At 68.5% G+C, this 15,872-nt stretch carries 15 protein-coding genes and 3 pseudogenes; 10 read left to right on the top strand and 8 right to left on the bottom strand.

Features of this window, described 5'->3' with window-relative positions:
• Window positions 1-600: pyridoxamine 5'-phosphate oxidase family protein (locus tag HKK72_RS26505; RefSeq protein WP_261987220.1), on the top strand; the 600-nt coding region annotated here is incomplete at its 5' end.
• Between the two features lie 190 nt (window positions 601-790).
• Here HKK72_RS26505 and HKK72_RS26510 read toward each other — a convergent pair.
• Together HKK72_RS26510 and HKK72_RS42865 are read right to left on the bottom strand one after the other, a co-directional pair.
• Window positions 791-1,807, bottom strand: coding sequence for an MFS transporter (locus HKK72_RS26510; RefSeq protein ID WP_187237151.1), 1,017 nt, complete (start codon window positions 1,805-1,807; stop codon window positions 791-793).
• A gap of 19 nt (window positions 1,808-1,826) precedes the next feature.
• Window positions 1,827-2,345 (bottom strand): annotated as a pseudogene (locus tag HKK72_RS42865) (MFS transporter); the annotation flags it as partial.
• Here HKK72_RS42865 and HKK72_RS26515 point away from each other — a divergent pair.
• Window positions 2,344-3,138, top strand: coding sequence for an ArsR family transcriptional regulator (locus HKK72_RS26515; RefSeq protein ID WP_187237152.1), 795 nt, complete (start codon window positions 2,344-2,346; stop codon window positions 3,136-3,138). The pseudogene HKK72_RS42865 and the gene HKK72_RS26515 overlap by 2 nt on opposite strands.
• Complete coding sequence (locus HKK72_RS26520; protein ID WP_187237153.1) at window positions 3,135-3,542, top strand: VOC family protein; 408 nt, start codon at window positions 3,135-3,137, stop codon at window positions 3,540-3,542. Before HKK72_RS26515 ends, HKK72_RS26520 begins: the two co-directional genes overlap by 4 nt.
• A 179-nt stretch (window positions 3,543-3,721) precedes the next feature.
• Here HKK72_RS26520 and HKK72_RS26525 read toward each other — a convergent pair whose 3' ends face one another.
• Together HKK72_RS26525 and HKK72_RS26530 are read right to left on the bottom strand one after the other, a co-directional pair.
• Window positions 3,722-4,678 (bottom strand): glycoside hydrolase family 68 protein, encoded by a 957-nt coding sequence (locus HKK72_RS26525; RefSeq protein WP_187237154.1) that lies wholly within the window; start codon window positions 4,676-4,678, stop codon window positions 3,722-3,724.
• 134 nt (window positions 4,679-4,812) lie between these two features.
• Entirely contained in the window at window positions 4,813-5,853 is a 1,041-nt protein-coding gene (locus HKK72_RS26530; protein WP_187237155.1) for a LacI family DNA-binding transcriptional regulator, read from the bottom strand.
• Window positions 5,854-6,200: 347 nt separating this feature from the next.
• On the opposite strand from HKK72_RS26530, the gene HKK72_RS26535 reads away from it, so the two are divergent.
• Genes HKK72_RS26535 through HKK72_RS26555 form a run of 5 tightly spaced genes read left to right on the top strand, consistent with a single transcriptional unit; the run spans window position 6,201 to window position 11,508 of the window.
• On the top strand, window positions 6,201-7,580 hold the full coding sequence (locus HKK72_RS26535) for an ABC transporter substrate-binding protein (protein WP_187237156.1): 1,380 nt from the start codon (window positions 6,201-6,203) through the stop codon (window positions 7,578-7,580).
• On the top strand, window positions 7,577-8,557 hold the full coding sequence (locus tag HKK72_RS26540) for a sugar ABC transporter permease (RefSeq protein WP_315987459.1): 981 nt from the start codon (window positions 7,577-7,579) through the stop codon (window positions 8,555-8,557). The genes HKK72_RS26535 and HKK72_RS26540 overlap by 4 nt, the downstream gene beginning before the upstream one ends.
• A complete protein-coding gene (locus HKK72_RS26545; protein WP_187237157.1) occupies window positions 8,554-9,378 on the top strand; it encodes a carbohydrate ABC transporter permease in 825 nt (274 codons plus the stop codon). Before HKK72_RS26540 ends, HKK72_RS26545 begins: the two co-directional genes overlap by 4 nt.
• A gap of 5 nt (window positions 9,379-9,383) precedes the next feature.
• Window positions 9,384-10,550 carry a serine hydrolase domain-containing protein gene (locus HKK72_RS26550; RefSeq protein WP_187237158.1) on the top strand — a complete coding sequence of 389 codons (1,167 nt, stop codon included), beginning with the start codon at window positions 9,384-9,386 and terminating at the stop codon, window positions 10,548-10,550.
• Window positions 10,551-10,560: 10 nt separating this feature from the next.
• Window positions 10,561-11,508, top strand: coding sequence for a carbohydrate kinase family protein (locus tag HKK72_RS26555; RefSeq protein WP_187237159.1), 948 nt, complete (start codon window positions 10,561-10,563; stop codon window positions 11,506-11,508).
• A gap of 262 nt (window positions 11,509-11,770) precedes the next feature.
• Here the strand turns inward: HKK72_RS26555 and HKK72_RS26560 are convergent, their stop codons facing one another.
• Together HKK72_RS26560 and HKK72_RS26565 are read right to left on the bottom strand one after the other, a co-directional pair.
• Window positions 11,771-11,983, bottom strand: a complete 213-nt coding sequence (locus HKK72_RS26560; RefSeq protein WP_187237160.1) for a hypothetical protein — start codon at window positions 11,981-11,983, stop codon at window positions 11,771-11,773.
• 72 nt (window positions 11,984-12,055) lie between these two features.
• Window positions 12,056-12,664, bottom strand: coding sequence for a dihydrofolate reductase family protein (locus HKK72_RS26565; RefSeq protein ID WP_187237161.1), 609 nt, complete (start codon window positions 12,662-12,664; stop codon window positions 12,056-12,058).
• Window positions 12,665-13,463: 799 nt separating this feature from the next.
• Between HKK72_RS26565 and HKK72_RS42870 the strand changes: the two are divergent.
• Window positions 13,464-13,676 (top strand): annotated as a pseudogene (locus HKK72_RS42870) (class I SAM-dependent methyltransferase); the annotation flags it as partial.
• A gap of 34 nt (window positions 13,677-13,710) precedes the next feature.
• The gene (locus tag HKK72_RS41395; RefSeq protein WP_261987221.1) at window positions 13,711-14,127 is read left to right on the top strand and encodes a hypothetical protein; all 417 of its coding nucleotides are present in this window, start codon (window positions 13,711-13,713) and stop codon (window positions 14,125-14,127) included.
• Window positions 14,128-14,282: 155 nt separating this feature from the next.
• On the opposite strand, the pseudogene HKK72_RS26575 reads toward HKK72_RS41395, so the two are convergent.
• Both HKK72_RS26575 and HKK72_RS26580 read right to left on the bottom strand, forming a co-directional pair.
• Window positions 14,283-14,583 (bottom strand): annotated as a pseudogene (locus HKK72_RS26575) (transposase); the annotation flags it as partial.
• A 45-nt stretch (window positions 14,584-14,628) separates the two neighbouring features.
• On the bottom strand, window positions 14,629-15,872 hold a 1,244-nt coding region (locus HKK72_RS26580), incomplete at its 5' end, for a hypothetical protein (protein ID WP_222721158.1).

The raw sequence follows: 15,872 nt of genomic DNA on the forward strand, positions 1-15,872 counted from the left end.
TGGCGCCGGCTCCGGTTAGGGGCCGTGGCGGCGGGAAGTTTATTGATCTGTATTCGTTCACCCCTTCTGGAGTGGAAAGGACCACTGATGTCTGATGGCGGCACCGGCGAGGTTCCCGGCGATCGGGCCGAGTCCGGGACCGGTCGGCTCTCGGGAACGGGCAGGCCGATCCCCGAGCATCTCGACGAGGCCGAGTGCCTGCGTCTGATTTCGCCGAGCGGAGTCGGACGGCTCGCCTATAACGGGCGATTCGGGCCGACGGTGCTCCCGGTCAACTACGTGGTGCACGAGGGCACCATCGTCTTCCGCACGGCCCATGACAGTCCGACAGATGAGGACCTTCGTACCGGTATAGCGGGCGCCGAGTACAAGGTGGCGTTTGAGATCGACAACCTCGTCCCCGCCGCACAACAGGGGTGGAGCGTCCTCGTCCAAGGTTCAGCACATCACGTTGAGTCCGAGAGCGAACGCGCATCGGTCTTGGCAGCGGGCGTGGAACCATGGGCCGGTGGAGTCAGAGAGCTCTTCGTCCGCATTCTTCCTACTCGCATCACCGGTCGGCGTATCAGCAACAGCCGAACAAGCCGGCGAAGCCAATGACCACGCGCGCATGGCGGCCGAACAGGGCGGTGCCCCATCTCTTCGCTTCATCGACCCCAGCCCGATGACCACCGCGTCCCCGGTGCCCAGTCGGCGCGCCAGGCGGCCGGATCCGTGGTGACCCGGACCGTGGTTGGAACATCAGCGTCCACCTCAGGGGTCGCAGTGGGTGGGCTGGGGCGCGCCGGGGTCAGGTGACAGCATCGTCCACGGCGCGGTGGCCGGGGGCCGCCGCCGGCGCGCGGGGTGCCGGCATGCGTGCCAGGGCCAGGACTGACAACGCGCTGAGCGCCGTGGCCACAGTGATCGCTGCCCGCATCCCCGCAGGCTCATAGGAGGAGATGGACCACATCAGCGTGGCCAGGGCGGGGCCTAGGGCGAACCCCAGCGTGCGGGCCAGGCTGGTGGAGGAACCGGTCGTCGCCAGCAACCGCTGCGGTGCGTGCGTCATCGCCATCGCCACGTTGGGGGCGTTGAACAGGCCGTTTCCGCAGCCGGCCACAAAAAGCCGCCACGCCATATCCGCGGGGCTCCATGAGCCGTCCAGGGGCAGGAGAAGAGCCAAGCCGACGGTGAACACGACGGCGCCCACGATGGCGGTCCTGCGCGGCCCCCACCAGTCACCCAGAAAGCCGCCGACCGGTCCCATCGCCGCCATGCCGGCCGGGAAAAGCAGGATGGTGGCGCCGGCGGCCGACACCGACTCCCCGAGTTCGCGTTGCATGAAGAAGGGGATCATGAAGAACACCGTGCCGATGGCCGTTGCAGCCGAGGCCAGCGCAACATGCGGTCCGACCTCCCCCGACGTGCGGAAGAGATCACGCACGGCGCTGCTGGAGGGCATGCGTAGCCAGACCAGCAGCAATGGCACCGCAAGCAGCGCGAGCAGCATCCAGGCCGGCCCCCCTCCGGCGGTGAAGGACAGGGCGAACAGGAGCGCGGCGACCGCTGCGCTGAGCAGCACAGACTCGGCGAACCACTGGCGCTCGGGTACTCGCAACGGGGTACTGGGTGGAAGCGTGCGCAGTGCGACCGACATGACCAGCATGCTCACCGGGGCGTTGACGAAGAAAATCCACGGCCAGCCCAACACGTCGACGATCACGCCGCCCAGCCCTGGCCCGCTGATCAGCCCGAGCGGGCCGAGGGTGGTGATCAGCCCCATCGCGCGGCCGCGCGCCTGCGGCCCGACGGCCGTCGTGGCCAACGCCGGGAACCAGCGAGAACAGCAGCGCTCCGAAGGTCCCCTGGACCAGCCGCGCACCGATCAGCCAGGCCCACCCGGGCGCCAAGCCCGCCGCGACGCTCGCCACCGCGAAGCCGGTGAGCGAGAACAGTAGCGCCGGCCGTCTCCCGACACCGTCCAGCCAACGCCCACTCGGCAGCGCCAAGCCGGCCAGCGGCAGCAGATAGGCCAGCACGACCCACTCGGTCATGCTGGTGGCGACCTCCAGGTCACGCTCGATCGCCGGCAGCGCGACATTGACGATGCTCATGTCCACCGACGCCATGAACACCGCTAGGGCGGCGGCGATCACCAGCCACCACTGGTTGGCCTCCCCGGCGGCCTGCGCTCCTGGGGTGCCGCGACGATCAATCCCATCCGCCATGACAGCTCTCCCTCGTCTCGAGGTGCCCCTTGGGCCGGTTTCCTCCACCAACGCGACGAACTCGACGTGGACACCGCCAAGATGCATCAACTCCATTTGATGCATCAATCGGACTCGATGTATCATGCAGAGCATGACGCTGTCCGGTCAAGCCGCCCTACCGCCGTTTATCGGCCTGGTGGCCCACGCGATGCGCTGGCGGCTGTTGAGCGAGCTGGCGCGCAGCGATCTACGCGTGCGGGAACTGGTCGCCCTGGTCGACCAGCCGCAGAACCTGGTCTCCTACCATCTGCGGCTGCTGCGCTCGGGTGGGCTGGTCACCGCGCGGCGCAGCAGCTTCGACGGCCGCGACAGCTACTACCACCTGCACCTGGAGCGCCTCGGCGACGGGCTGGCCGCCGCCGGTACCGCCCTGCACCCCGCGCTCTCTTTGGTCCCCGCCCCGCCATCGATCGCGCCCGAAGACACCGCAGCCGGAGACACCGCGCCCTCGGTGCTGTTCGCCTGCACCGGCAACAGCGCCCGCTCACCGATCGCCGAGGCCCTGCTGCGCCACCACACCAGCGGCCACATCGAGGTGACCAGCGCCGGCAGCCACCCCAAACCGCAGCTGCACCCAGACGCCGTGCGGGTGCTGCGCGAGCAGTACGACATCGACATCGCCGACCAGCGCCCGCGGCATCTGGACACCCTCGCCGGCCGCCGGTTCGACTACGTGATCAGCCTGTGCGACAAGGTCCGCGAAGTCTGCCCCGACTTCGACGAGCACCCCCGGCGGATCCACTGGAGCATCCCCGACCCGGCCACGGCCCCCGACACCGAGCCGGCCGGTCACCCGATCTTCACCCGCACGGCGGCGGAGATCGACACCCGCATCCACCACCTGCTGTCCCAGCTCGCCCAACCGGCACCGGAGGTCCGGCCATGACCGCACCCGACCAGCTCGCCAGCGTCCGCTACCTCGTCGATGACGTCCAGGCCGCCATCGACTTCTACACCACCCACCTGGGCTTCACGGTCCACACGAGCGCCGCGCCCGCCTTCGCCGACGTGGTCCGCGGGCCATTGCGGCTGCTGCTGTCCGGCCCGGCCAGCTCCGGCGCCCGCGCCACACCCGACCCGGCCGTCCCCGGCCGCAACCGCATCCATCTCATCCTCGACGACCTCGACGCCGAAATCGACCGGCTCCGCACCACCGGACTGACCTTCCACAGCGACGTCGTCGCCGGCCCCGGCGGACACCAGATCCTGCTCACCGACCCCGCCGGCAACCTCATCGAACTGTTCCAACCCGTCGACCGGCCAGCCGCGACCCCACCGGCGGGAGCCTGAACAGGGCGTTGTGTGAACTACCGCACTGGCCACTGCCGGTTCACGCAAGACCCACGCGGATGAGCGGCGTGACGGCGCCGAACCGCTCGCATCCGTCGGCGTTGCCGGACGGATCAACTGGCTGGATCGTGCTGTTGGCCCGGTCGGATGTGGCTAAGGGCGTGGACAGCCCGTCGCTTCTACGAGACGGCCTCTGCGGTGGCGTGTGATCGGGTGAGACCGCTGTCGGGCGTGTAAGTGACGGGGATGGGGTCGGTCAGTTCGCCGATGAAGGTGCCGTCGACCTGGTCGATGAATCCGATCAGGGCGGTGGTCCCGTCGGTGTCGGTGACGAGGCGAGGGGCGTAGAGGTGCGGGTCGGGGAAGGGGCGTGCGGCGGTGATGTCCCATGGGCCGGTGAGGCTTTCTCCCGGGATGGTCCAGATGTGGGAGGGGCCTTGGCCGTGGGTCGGGGCCAGGGAGTTGGTGCAGAACAGCAGGAAGGGGTGGCCGTCGATGATCGTGACCTGCGGTACTTCGAGGTGGCCGAAGGTCGCGGGGGCGGTGAGGGGCGGTTGGACGGTCCAGCTGAGCAGGTCTGCTGATCGTGCGTGGCCGATGACGCCGCGGCTGTGGGCGGGACCGTGGTTGGCCCGGGCGGTGATGAGCATGTGCCATCCGTCTCCGCCGGGGTCGGCGAAGACCCATGGGTCGCGCCAGGCCTCTTCGTACCAGTCGCCTTCTCCGAGGCGTTCGTACCAGGTGGGGTCGGCTTCGACCAAGGGCTGGTCTCCGTGCCGGTGCCAGGTGGTGAGGTCGTCGGAGACGGCCAGGCCGATGCGCTGGACCAGGCCGTCTTCGGCGCTGCCGACACCGGTGTAGTACATGTACCAGCGGCCGTCGGGTCCGCCGAGGGTCGATCCCGTCCAGGTGGCCACGTCGTCCCAGCCCGGCCGGTCGGAGGGGACCAGGGCGTCGGCGGTCAGTTCCCAGGCGCGTAGATCATGCGAGATCGCGTGGCCGATGACCGCTCTGCGGTGACGGCGGTCGGGGTCCAGCAGCGCCCGTGAGGCACGCAGGAAGAACACGTGATAGCGGCCGTCATCGTCGGTTGCGTACCAGCTGTCCCACACCCAGTGATCTTCAAGACGCAGCATTTCCCGCCCCCATCGTTCGCGTGGCCCGCGCTCGGTACGACGCCTGCCCGCTGCGGCCTCTTTGGGGCGGAACGTATCAGGAGAATCGGTTTAGCGCCACGGTTGATGGTCTCGAGGGGCTTCGGAGAAAGCGGTCAGTCAGTGGAGGGGGCGGCGATGGAGGCCCGCGTGATCAGGGGCATCGGGGTCAGGCGCTGCTCGGTGGTCTGGTCCGGCTGGATCAGCAATTCGACGGCCGCGCGGCCCATTTGCTCGTGAGGGAGGGCGGCCGTGGACAGGCCGGGGCGCAGCCAGGAGGCGAGAGCGTCATCGTCGAAGGAGACGACCGAAACGTCGTCGGCGACGTGCAACCCGGCCTCGGTGAGAGCTTGGTAGGCGCCGAAAGCCAGGCGGTCGTTCAGGCAGATCACCGCACGCGGCCGGCTCTGTCCGCTCAGCAGTCGGCGCATGCCGGCGTAGCCTTCCTCGGGCTGCCATTCCTCGCAGAACGCCTCCCCGGCCAAGGCCACGCCATGCTCGGCCAGGGCGCGTGTGATGCCCTCCAAGCGGGCGCCGGCGGCCAGGGAGACGCGCGGGTCGCGTTCTTTGAGCTCGTTACGGCCCACCAGCACGATCCCCTCGCGGTGGCCTGACCGCAGCAGGGCCATGGCGACGGCGTAACCCGCCGCACCATCGTCCGGCCTGATCGAGGGCAACGGCTGCTCGGGATCGGCGCTCGTCGCGTTCAGCAGGACGATCGGCCGGCCGAGCAGGCTCGTGGGCACACTGAGCTGCCGAGTCGCCATGGACGCGTAGATCATCCCGTCGACCTGGCGGTCGAGCATCGCCTCGATCGCCTGCTGTTCGATCGCCTCGTCGCCCTGGGTCTCAGCGATCAGCAGCACATGATCGTGCTCACGGGCCGCGTCCAGAGCACCCCGGATCATGTCACCGGCGAAACGGGTCGTGGCCACGATGTCGGACACGAACGCGATGGTCGCGGTCTTACTCGTGCGCAGGCTCCGCGCCGCGACGTTGGGCCGGTAGCCGAGTTCCTCGGCGGCGGCCAGCACTCGCCGGAACGCCTCGGGGGACAGCCTGACGTCGTTGCGTCCGTTGAGCACCATCGAGGCGGTGGTCTTGGATAGTCCGGCGCGGTCCGCCACATCGGCAAGGGTGACTCTTTTGCGGATCATGCTCCCCTCCGGATCAGGGCTCGCGGGCCGTGAACGACCGCCGCGCGCCACCAACGATGACGCACAGCGGGCACTGTGACAAACCCTGCGCTCGGCTGTCTTTCCACCCCCCGCCGGGGTGAACGTATGTGAAGAACCTGTTTCCGTGCTGTTACCAGGTGACGCTTGACACGGATCGAGGCTCAGCGCATTCTTCATGCTAAATCAATTTAGCCCCTGGAAATACCGACACCGGGGCGGGTGGCGTGATGGCCCCCCACGAGATCGGTCGCACCTCCGTCCCTGGTCTTGGGTCGGGCGCGGAGAGCACCACAAGCGAAGTCGCAAACACCCCGAGGAGCGGGCAGATGATCAGATACGTGCGCAGAGCGACGGGCGGCCCCGCGCCGTCGTGGCCCAGCCGCAGGGCGATGCTCTCGATGACGCTGAGCGGTGTCCTGGCGCTCGCTGCCTGTGGTTCGCCGGGCGGCAAGGCGCCGACCACGGAGAGTTCGGGACCGGTCAGCACGCAGCTGGCAACTGCTCCGGTCAAGCTCAAGATGTACGCCGAGACGGGGTTCCCGCTGGCCAAGGCGCTGGCGGACGAGTTCACCAAACAGCACCCGAACGTCACCTTCGACATTCGCGAGGATCAGTTCACGACCATCGTCGAGAACGCGCCGCGAGTGATGGCCTCCGCAGACGCCCCGGACATCATCCGGCTGCCGACGATGAGCGACCTGGTGAAGAACGGCCTGCTCAAGAACCTCGACCCGTACTTCACCGCCTACGGATGGAACAAGTTCCCGGCCTCGCAGCTCGTGCAGCTGAGGATCGCCGACGGCGGCCGGCCGCGTGGGACGGGCTCGCTGTATGCGATGGGGCTGGGATACAGCGTCACGGGCGTGTTCTACAACAAGACGCTGGCCAAGAAGGCCGGGATGACCCAGCCGCCCGCGACCGTCGCCGAGTTCGAGGGCCTCCTGGCCAAGGCGAAGTCCGCCGGCGTCCTGCCGATCATGCAGTTCAACAAGAACACCGCGGGCATCAACTTCCCGATGCAGGCCCTGCAGAACCAGTTCGGCGACCCCGCCCAGGTCCTGGACTGGATCTTCCAGAAGCCCGGGGCGACCTACGACACCCCCGCGGCGCTGAAGGCCGCCCAGCACATCAAGCAGTGGGCTGAGGCCGGCTACTTCCCCAAGGACGCCAACGCCCTCGACTACACCGCGATGATGGGCCAGTTCGGCAAGGGCAACGGGTTGTTCATGTTCAACGGCGACTGGGAGTCGGCCAACCTCGCCAAGTCGATGAAGGACGACGTCGGGTTCTTCCTCTTCCCGTCCGAGACCGCCGGCGGCAAGCACGTGGCGATGTCGGCTCCCAACACCTTCGGCATCTCCGCCAAGGCCAAGAACCCCGACGTCGCCGCGTTCTTCCTCAACTGGCTCCACACCGATCCCAAGGCTCGCGACATCGCGGTGAACGTCGGCGGATCCAACCCCGGCGGCCCGACCGACCTGCCCGTTCCCGCTGTCCCGGCGGGGTCACTGCTGGCCCAGACGCTGGGCGCCTCCACGACCGTCGCCAAGGAGAACGGCGCCGTCGACTTCACCGCCAACGCCACTGGAGCGATCTTCGCCTCGGCGATCACGCCCGGGATCCAGCAGCTCATCGTCGGAAAGCAGACGCCCGAGGGCTACGTGAAGGCGGTCCAGAAGGAGTACGCGAAGGAACTGTCTCAGTGACACCAGCCAGTCACGACGCCCAGGTGCGGCCGCCGCGCGGCCGCACTGGCGGCGTCGCCGAACCCGCCACCGCCTCCTCCTCCGCTCCCACGTCCCGGCCGGGCCGGGTACGCCGGGCCCGATGGGGCGGCTGGCTGTACGTCCTGCCTGCTCTGGTCATGTACGGGGTGTTCGTCCTGCGGCCGCTGCTGCTCACCCTCCAGTACTCCCTCTACCGCTGGGACGGCATTGGAGCCGCGCAGTTCACCGGCCTGGACAACTACGTGACCGTGTTGACCGACTCGGATCTCCTTAAGATCATCGGCAATGCGTTCGTTTTGATCATCTTCTTCAGCTTCATCCCGGTCGGGCTCGGCCTCCTGATCGCCAGCCTCATCCGTCGCCTGGCCGACAGCCCGCTGGGCACCGTGACCCGCACGATCCTGTTCCTGCCGCAGGTGATCCCGCTGGTCGCGGCGGGTATCGCCTGGAGCTGGGTGCTGTCGTCGACCGGGATGGTCAACCAGTTCCTGAGCGGGATCGGCTTGGGAGGGGTGACCCGGTCGTGGCTGGGCGAGTTCGATACCGCTCTGCCCTCGGTCGGGCTGATCGGCGTGTGGGTGCTGCTCGGGTTGTGCACGATGCTCCTGCTCACCGGCATGAGCAAGATCGACTCTTCGCTGTACGAGGCGGCCAGCATCGACGGTGCCGGACCCGTCCGCCAGTTCCTCGCCGTCACGCTGCCGGGCCTGCGCCAGGAGATCGGCGTGTGCCTGACCGTGACCATCATCGCGGCCCTGGCCAGCTTCGACATCGTCTACATCTCCACCGGCGGCGGCCCCGGCCTGCAGACCACGGTTCCCGGGCTGGAGATCTACCGGCTCGCGTTCGCCCAGCGGCAGGTCGGGCTCGCCTCAGCGCTCAGCGTCGTGCTCATGCTGCTCGTGCTGATCTGCATCCTGCCCATCCAGCGGCTGACCCGAAAGGAGCGAGGATGAAGCTCACCCGACGCGAGCAGTGGACCGGCCAGGTCTTCCTGGTCCTGCTGATCCTCGCCACGCTCCTGCCTTTCGTCAGCATGCTGTCGGCCGCGTTGCAGCCCCGCGGGACCGTCCCCTCCGGCCTCCAGTGGCCCTCCGACCCGCAGTGGGGCAACTTCGTCGACGCCTTCAACGTCGCGAACATGGGCGCGCTCCTCAAGTCCAGCCTGCTGATCGTCGCCGGCGTCGTCCCCGTATCGGTCCTCATCGCCACGATGGCCGGGTTCGGGCTCGGCCACCTTCGCGTCCCCGGCGGTGCGATCGCGTTCGGCCTGTTCCTGCTCGGCCTCACCCTGCCGTTCGAAGCGGTCATCACCCCGACCTACTACCAGGTGCGCGACCTCGGCCTGCTCAACACCCGGTGGGCGATCATCCTGCCGCTCATCGGGCTGTACATGCCGTTCGCGGTGTTCTGGATGAGGGCCCACTTCGTCAACGTGCCCAGCGAGATCTCCGAAGCCGCGCGGGTCGACGGAACCACCACCTGGCAGCTGTTCTGGCGGGTTCACGTCCCGCTGGCCCGCCCTGCGGTCTCCTCCCTGGCGATCCTGCTGTTCCTGTGGACCTGGAACCAGTTCCTGCTGGCCATCGTGCTCATCGACGACCCCGCCAAGCGGACCATGGCCGGAGCGCTCGGCGCCTTCCAAGGACAGTGGGGCACCGACCTGGTGCTGCTGTGCGCCGGTTCGCTGATCATCCTCACCCCGACGCTCCTGGTCTTCCTCATCTTCCAGCGGCAGTTCATCAAGGCGCTCCTGCAAGGCGCAGTGAAGGGATAGACCTCTTGCCCACACCACACCTTGACGGCCACGCCGAGGCGGGCTACGGCCTGCTCGCGGACGTGTTCGCCGACAACTTCGCCACCCGAGGCGAGGTCGGCGCCGCCCTCACGCTCTTCGTCAAAGGCCGCAAGGTCGTCGATCTTCGGGGCGGGCTGGCCGACCGCCGCACCGCGCGCCCCTGGGAGAAGGACACCTCGGTGGTGGTGTTCTCCTGTACCAAGGCCATCATCGCGATCTGCGTCTACCGTCTGGTCGACCAAGGGCTCCTCGACCTGGACGCGCCCGTCGCCCGGTACTGGCCCGAGTACGCTCGCAACGGCAAGCAGGACACCACCGTTCGCTGGCTCCTGGCCCACCGGGCCGGCCTTCCCTCCCTGGACCGCGATCTCACCCTCGAGGAGGTCCTGGCCTGGCAGCCGGTGATCGAGGCGATTCAGGAACAGGCACCGCAGTGGACGCCGGGAACGGCGCACAGTTACCACGCCATGACCTACGGGTGGCTGACCGGGGAGGTCATCCGCCGCATCACGGGCCGGACACCCGGCCAGTACTTCCGCGACACCTTCGCCCAGCCCCTCGGACTGCACACCTGGATCGGCCTGCCGGCATCGCAACGCGAGGCCGTCGCCTGGATCGAACCGCCGCCCCACGACCCGATCCTGGACGACCCCGCCATCTCACGGCCTCTCACCATGGGAGGAGCGTTCGCCTTCCCCGCCGAGGCCGGCGTCGTCACCTTCAACGACCCGCGCATCCAGGCGGCCGAGATCCCCGGTGCGGGCGGCGTCAGCACCGCCGGTGGTCTGGCCCGGCTGTTCGCGGGCTGCGTCTCAACGATCGACGGGCCACGGCTGCTCACCCGCGACGCCATCGACGACGCCCTCGCCGTCCAATCAAGCGGACCGCAGCGGTCCGGGTTCGCTGACACCGGCCAACGGTGGGGGACCGGTTTCCTCCTGCACTCCCCGCCCGCCCGGCCGCTCCTGGGCGAACGCAGCTTCGGCCACGACGGCGCCGGCGGCCACCTGGCCTTCGGCGACGACGAGCACGAGGTCGGCTTCGCCTACGTCACCAACCAGATGGGCCCCGCCGACGACGACCGCGCCAACCGGCTGACCGCCGCCGTCCGCGCCTGCCTGGGCGTGCACGCCCCGGCGTCCCGAGCCTGAAAGGCCGTCGTTGAACCACATCGCGGTCATCGGCGAGACCGTGGCCGATGCCTTCGTCTCCCCTGACCCGATCCCCGGCCCGCTCGACCTGCACGTGCGGCCCGGCGGTGGCCCCGCCAACACCGCGGTCGCCCTCAGCCGACTCGGCGTGCCGACCCGGTTCGTCGGCCGGATCCCCCACGGACCCCTGGGAGCCCTGCTCCGCACCTACCTGTCGGAGTCCGGCGTCGACCTCCGCCACGTCGCCGACGCTCCCGAATCCGCCACCCTTGCTCTGGCGGCGGTCGGTGACGACGGCCAGGCCATCTACTCCTTCTACACCGAAGGCACCGCCGACTGGCAGTGGACGACCGACGAGCTCGCAGCCCGAACGCCCCTGGGCGCCTCGTGCGTCCACGCGGGCTCCCTGGCCCTCGCCCTGGAACCCGGCGGCCCCCTCATCGAGAACCTTCTACGAGCACACCGACCAACCTCGACCATCTCCATCGACCCCAACGTCCGCCCCGGCATCATCCCCCTCGACAAATACCGCCGGCTCCTTCCCGGCTGGATCGCGACGGCCGACCTGTTCCGCCTCAGTGAAGACGACCTCACCCTGCTGTGCCCCGACCGGACCATCGACGACCTCTGCGAGGAATGGCACACCGCCGGAATCCAGCTCATCATCATCACCCGAGGCGAACGAGGCGCCCACGCCTCCCTCAACGGCCACCGCATCACCACGCGAAGCCGCTCGATAACCCCCGTCGACACCATCGGCGCCGGCGACGCCTTCACAGCCGGGCTCCTGCACACCCTCCACTACCACGGCGCACTCGGCAGACGACTCCACACCCTCGACCCCGACCTCCTCGAGCACGCCCTCGCCTTCGCCACCGAGGTCGCCACCCTCACCTGCCTGCGCCAAGGCGCCGACCCGCCCCGCCTTACGGACATGTCCACCATCCGCACCTGGTAAGGAGGCAGAATCTCCTGATCAAGTGCCTGATGGACGGCACCCCGCCACTGGGCCGTGCCACCCATCAACGGATCCAGGCGTACGTCTCGGCTGCCCCAACACCACAAACTTGAATCGCTGCGCCCCCCGTCGACGGGGGGCGCAGCGGTTCAACGGCACTGGCCTGGGCCTACCCCTGGGCGGCAATGTCGCCGCCGTCGCTGTTGTGCAGTTCCCGCGATCACCTCCCGCGGGACGGAGCCGGCGCCGAGCAGATGAGCGGTCATCGGATGAGCCATGACCCGAACAACTTGGTAAGCGCGGGCATCACCAAGAAGATCAGCAGCGCGACGGCGACCGGCACCATGATGAGGAAGCGCACGAACATCGGCAGCCGGGGAATGGCTGCCTGCAGGAGATAGCCGAACGCCGTGATGATCGGGTAAATCGCGAGACAAGTCAGGACCCACATCTTCCAGCGCTTGAGCTGCGCCATAGGAGGGGCGGAAACCGCCATAAATCCAGTCTCTTCGCGGTTACCTTGAACAGACGACCTTCTGGAACGGCCCTAAACGACCGAACTGTACGAGGGCTTCCCCACCCATTCATAGGTGACATACATGATGCCGGATTCGGTGGTGGTCGACCCGGTGAGCTTCAGCCCAGCAGGAGTGGTTCCCTCGGCGAACAGCCGCTTGCCCTGGCCAAGGACGACGGGGAAGATCAGCAGTCGGTACTCGTCGACCAGCTCGGCCTCTTGCACCGTACGAAGCAGGTCACTGCTGCCCTGAACGAGGATTTCGCCTTCGGTGCGCTTCTTGAGATCGGCGATCGTCTGGGCGGCCTCGCCCACCAGCACCTCGGTGTTTCGCCACTCGGCGTTCATCGGACTTCTCGTGGCGACGTACTTGGGCATGCTGTTGATCTTGGCGCCACCCTCCTCGTCGGGCACGTTGGGCCAGTGCCCCGAGAGGATGTCATACGACCTGCGGCCCAGGAGCATGCCGTCCGCGCGGTCGAACACCTCGCCCATGATGCGGCCGAACCCCTCGTCCACGTGCGGGGCCAGCCATCCGCCGTGCGGGAAATCGTTGGAGTCGTCTTCGCCGGGCCCACCGGGGCCCTGCATGACCCCGTCCAACGACAGGAAGGTCGAGACCACCAGCCTGCTCGCCATCTGAACTCCTTCTAACGTTCAGGTAGGAACCTTGTCTCATCATGAGCTCCGCTTCCGAGGTCTGACCGGGAGCGGACCGGCATCACGCTAAAAGCGGCGCCTTCACGGCGTCTAGGGCCAAAGGACCCAACGAAACTCGGCGGCGTACACGCCGGGTGGACCTAGGCGGAGGCGATCCAGAGCCGCCGTGGAGCATGCCAGGATCGAGTGCGGCTTACCGTACTTAGAGGTCGTCTCAATTGGTGAGTCGGCGGTAGCGGGTCAGGATGGCGGCGATGCTTTTCTTAGCGGCGGTGGAGGTGGGAGGCTATTTGGCAAGGCGTTGGGTGATGCCCTCTGCACGCGGCCATTGCCGTAGGTGGGTGTAGTCGTAAGCCTTGTTGCCGTGCGATCTGGCTGCATGGGATGATTTTTCGATGGCGACGTTTGATCAGTCGGTAAGTGATCAAACAGCGGTGTGCGCAAGATTTGGTGTGCGGCCGACTCCACCGCTATCGAGCACGGTTGTCGGAGCATCGAGAGATGTCGTGAACCGGACTAAGGCTATGGCGTGGCCACTACACGGCCTCCGGCATCCCGTCCAAGGTGCCGCCAACGGCTGGTACGTCTGGGCTGGTGAACTGTCGTCGGCAGACGACTTCTTCGTCCCCTGGCACATGGAGCACCTAGTCGAGGCGTGGCCAGAGGTGGCGCCCTACCTAGTTCTTCCTCCAGGTTGGCGATTTCTTCTTGCGCCGGGCTACGAAGACGTCTGGTTCGACGAACGCTTGCTCAGGGTCGACCATGGGGAAGCAGGTGGGTGACCTTAGCGTGGCGTACCGGGGAGCACACACTGCTCGCCGCCGGTTTCGGCCTGGACGCAGCCGGTTTCGGCCTGGACGCCACCGGAGTCGACCTGGCCTCCAACGCATTGCGCACCGCTCGGGAGAAGGCGCATCAGCGGGGATTGGCAGCGCGCTTCCTGCGCCATGACGTGCGGCGGCTGGCTCAGCTGGGAGAGGTGTTCGACACGGTGCTGGACTCCCTGGTCTTCCACTCCTTCAGCGATGCCGACCGCGCCGCCTACCTCGACGTGGCTGCGGACGGTCCTGCGGCCCCGAGGCCGCCTGTTCGTGCTGTACTTCAGCGACCGGCAGCCCGGGCGAGATGGGAAGTCGCACAAGCTGACGCGGCAGACCCAACCGATCACACCACCACCCGGCCAGACCCTCGACCCCCCACCTCCACCCGTACGAGCAACCGCAGCACGCCGTCGGCACCTCAGCACGGCCGCCTTGGTGGCCATCGCGGCGCTGGTCATCGCGGTCCACCTGCGACTGGGCGAAGCCCTCCTCGCGAGCTCTCTGCGGGCCGGCTGGGTCGTCGGCGGAATCCTGGTAGTGGTCGTTGTGAAAGTCCTCATTGTCGGCCGGTACGCGCTCCACCGTCGCAGACCCTCCCAGGGCAATGAGAACCGGCGATAACCCTCCACGGCCTGAGCGACTGTCCCGCAGATATCGTGACTACCCTCTCTGCCGCGACTGCAGGTGAGGAGCCTGGCCGGCGCAAGATGCAGGAGTATCTGCGCACTCGCGTCGTCGGCGCACATGCTGAGGTCGCCGAACGGCGAACCGAACTAGTACTGCCGCTGCACCCCGGCCGACCTGATCCCTTTTGAGGAATCCGGTCTCGTCCACGATCAGCACTCCATCAGCGTCACCGAGGTACTCGACCACGTACTCGCGCACGTCGGCCTGCAGATCCTCGGCATCCCAGTGCGCCCCGCGCAACAACCGCTGCATGGCGTCCGGCGCCGTATCACCGGCGAACTCAGCCAGCGTCCACCCGTTCTTGCGCTCCAACCCGGCCAGCAGACCCCGCACATACGCCAGCGCCTGCCGCCGCGGCTCCACCCGCCCCCGCCCAAACCGGCGCCCCATCCGACAACCCAGCTCATCCAGCCCAGCCACTTGGCCGTTGCAGTACTAGAGCCGCGCCAGCAAGGCTTGGGTGTGGTCGCGTTCGGCCTGTGCGTCCAGGCTTTCGAACGCGGTGAGGGCGCGGGCGAGTTCGGCGCGGTCGTCGTGGAGGCGCCCGCGGGCACGGGCGAGGCAGGCCGCCGCCCAGGTGTTCTCTTCGGCGAGCGGGGTGGCCGCCGCCAGCAGGTCCGCCGCGTCGGGCAGGCGTGCGGCCACGGCCAATTCCGCGCCCGCCGCCCGCGCGTACGCGAGGTATTTGTCCAGCGGGGCGTCGACGGTGAAGGCCGTGCGTACGAGGGGTTCGGCGGTGTCGTACCGCTCGTTGTGGAGGGCGACGCGGGCGTCGACGAACGCCGCGACCGGTGCCGTGCCGAGCGTGCCGCCGGCCATTTCCGCGGCATGCGCCCGCCACAGTGCCACCGGCCCCGGCTCATCGAGCATCGCGCTGGCCAGCACCGTCATGCTCACGGCCGGCAGCATCCAGAGCGGGGCGGGGCGTCCGGCGCGTTCCCATTGGTCCAGCATTCGTTCGGCGTGGCCGATCGCGTCGTGGAAGCGGCCGGTCAGCACGAGGGGCTGGACGAGGCGGCTGGCCGTGATGTGGGAATCGCGCAGCAGGTCGTCGTCGATGCCGGCGCGGGCGGCGGCCATCGCGCCGGGCAGGTCGCCGGTCATGATCGCGTAGACGCAGGCGCGGCCGTAGGTGTTGCAGATCTCCGGTGCGCAGTACGGGTCGTCGCGGTCCATGGACGGCAGCAGCGCCAGGCGTTCGCGGGTGATGCGGTTGGCCTCGCGTAGTCGTCCGGCGTGCAGGGCCGCGGTCCCGGCGGCGCACAGGCCGGAGCTGACCAGGACCGGGTCCGCGGTCGCCCGGGTGGCGGCGAGGGCGGCGGCGGCGAGGGCGGGGTCGGGTGCCCCCTTGTCCGGGCCGGCCAGCCACGCGTGGGCCAGCGCCAGGCGCGCCGTGACCTCCGGGTCGTCGCCGGGTCCGGCCGCGGCCGCCTCGTCGAGGAGACCGCGCAGGCGCTCGTACGGGACGCTGGTCTCGAAGGCCTCGGGGAACCGGCAGGCCGTCTCGACCGCGCGGGCCAGGTCGATCGCCCGGCCGCGGTCGTCGCGGGCCCGTGCCGCCTGTTCGGCGGCCTCCAGGAGCAGCTCGAACACGTGCTGGTTGGAGGTGGTGCTCACGTGCGCGCACCCGGCTCCCGCGCGCAGGTCGCGCGCGGCCGACGCGGCGCTCGTCGCGAGCG

The sequence above is a fragment of the Actinomadura sp. HBU206391 genome (genome assembly GCF_014323665.1).
Classification (GTDB): Bacteria; Actinomycetota; Actinomycetes; order Streptosporangiales; family Streptosporangiaceae; genus Actinomadura_C.

Bases quoted from the DNA above. Each gene is read 5' to 3' on its own strand.
- HKK72_RS26515 (WP_187237152.1), top strand. From the start codon at position 2,344: ATGACGCTGTCCGGTCAAGCCGCCCTACCGCCGTTTATCGGCCTGGTG.
- HKK72_RS26520 (WP_187237153.1), top strand. From the start codon at position 3,135: ATGACCGCACCCGACCAGCTCGCCAGCGTCCGCTACCTCGTCGATGAC.
- HKK72_RS26525 (WP_187237154.1), bottom strand. From the start codon at position 4,678: ATGCTGCGTCTTGAAGATCACTGGGTGTGGGACAGCTGGTACGCAACC.
- HKK72_RS26530 (WP_187237155.1), bottom strand. From the start codon at position 5,853: ATGATCCGCAAAAGAGTCACCCTTGCCGATGTGGCGGACCGCGCCGGA.
- HKK72_RS26535 (WP_187237156.1), top strand. From the start codon at position 6,201: ATGATCAGATACGTGCGCAGAGCGACGGGCGGCCCCGCGCCGTCGTGG.
- HKK72_RS26545 (WP_187237157.1), top strand. From the start codon at position 8,554: ATGAAGCTCACCCGACGCGAGCAGTGGACCGGCCAGGTCTTCCTGGTC.
- HKK72_RS26560 (WP_187237160.1), bottom strand. From the start codon at position 11,983: ATGGCGCAGCTCAAGCGCTGGAAGATGTGGGTCCTGACTTGTCTCGCG.
- HKK72_RS26565 (WP_187237161.1), bottom strand. From the start codon at position 12,664: ATGGCGAGCAGGCTGGTGGTCTCGACCTTCCTGTCGTTGGACGGGGTC.
- HKK72_RS41395 (WP_261987221.1), top strand. From the start codon at position 13,711: ATGCCGACCGCGCCGCCTACCTCGACGTGGCTGCGGACGGTCCTGCGG.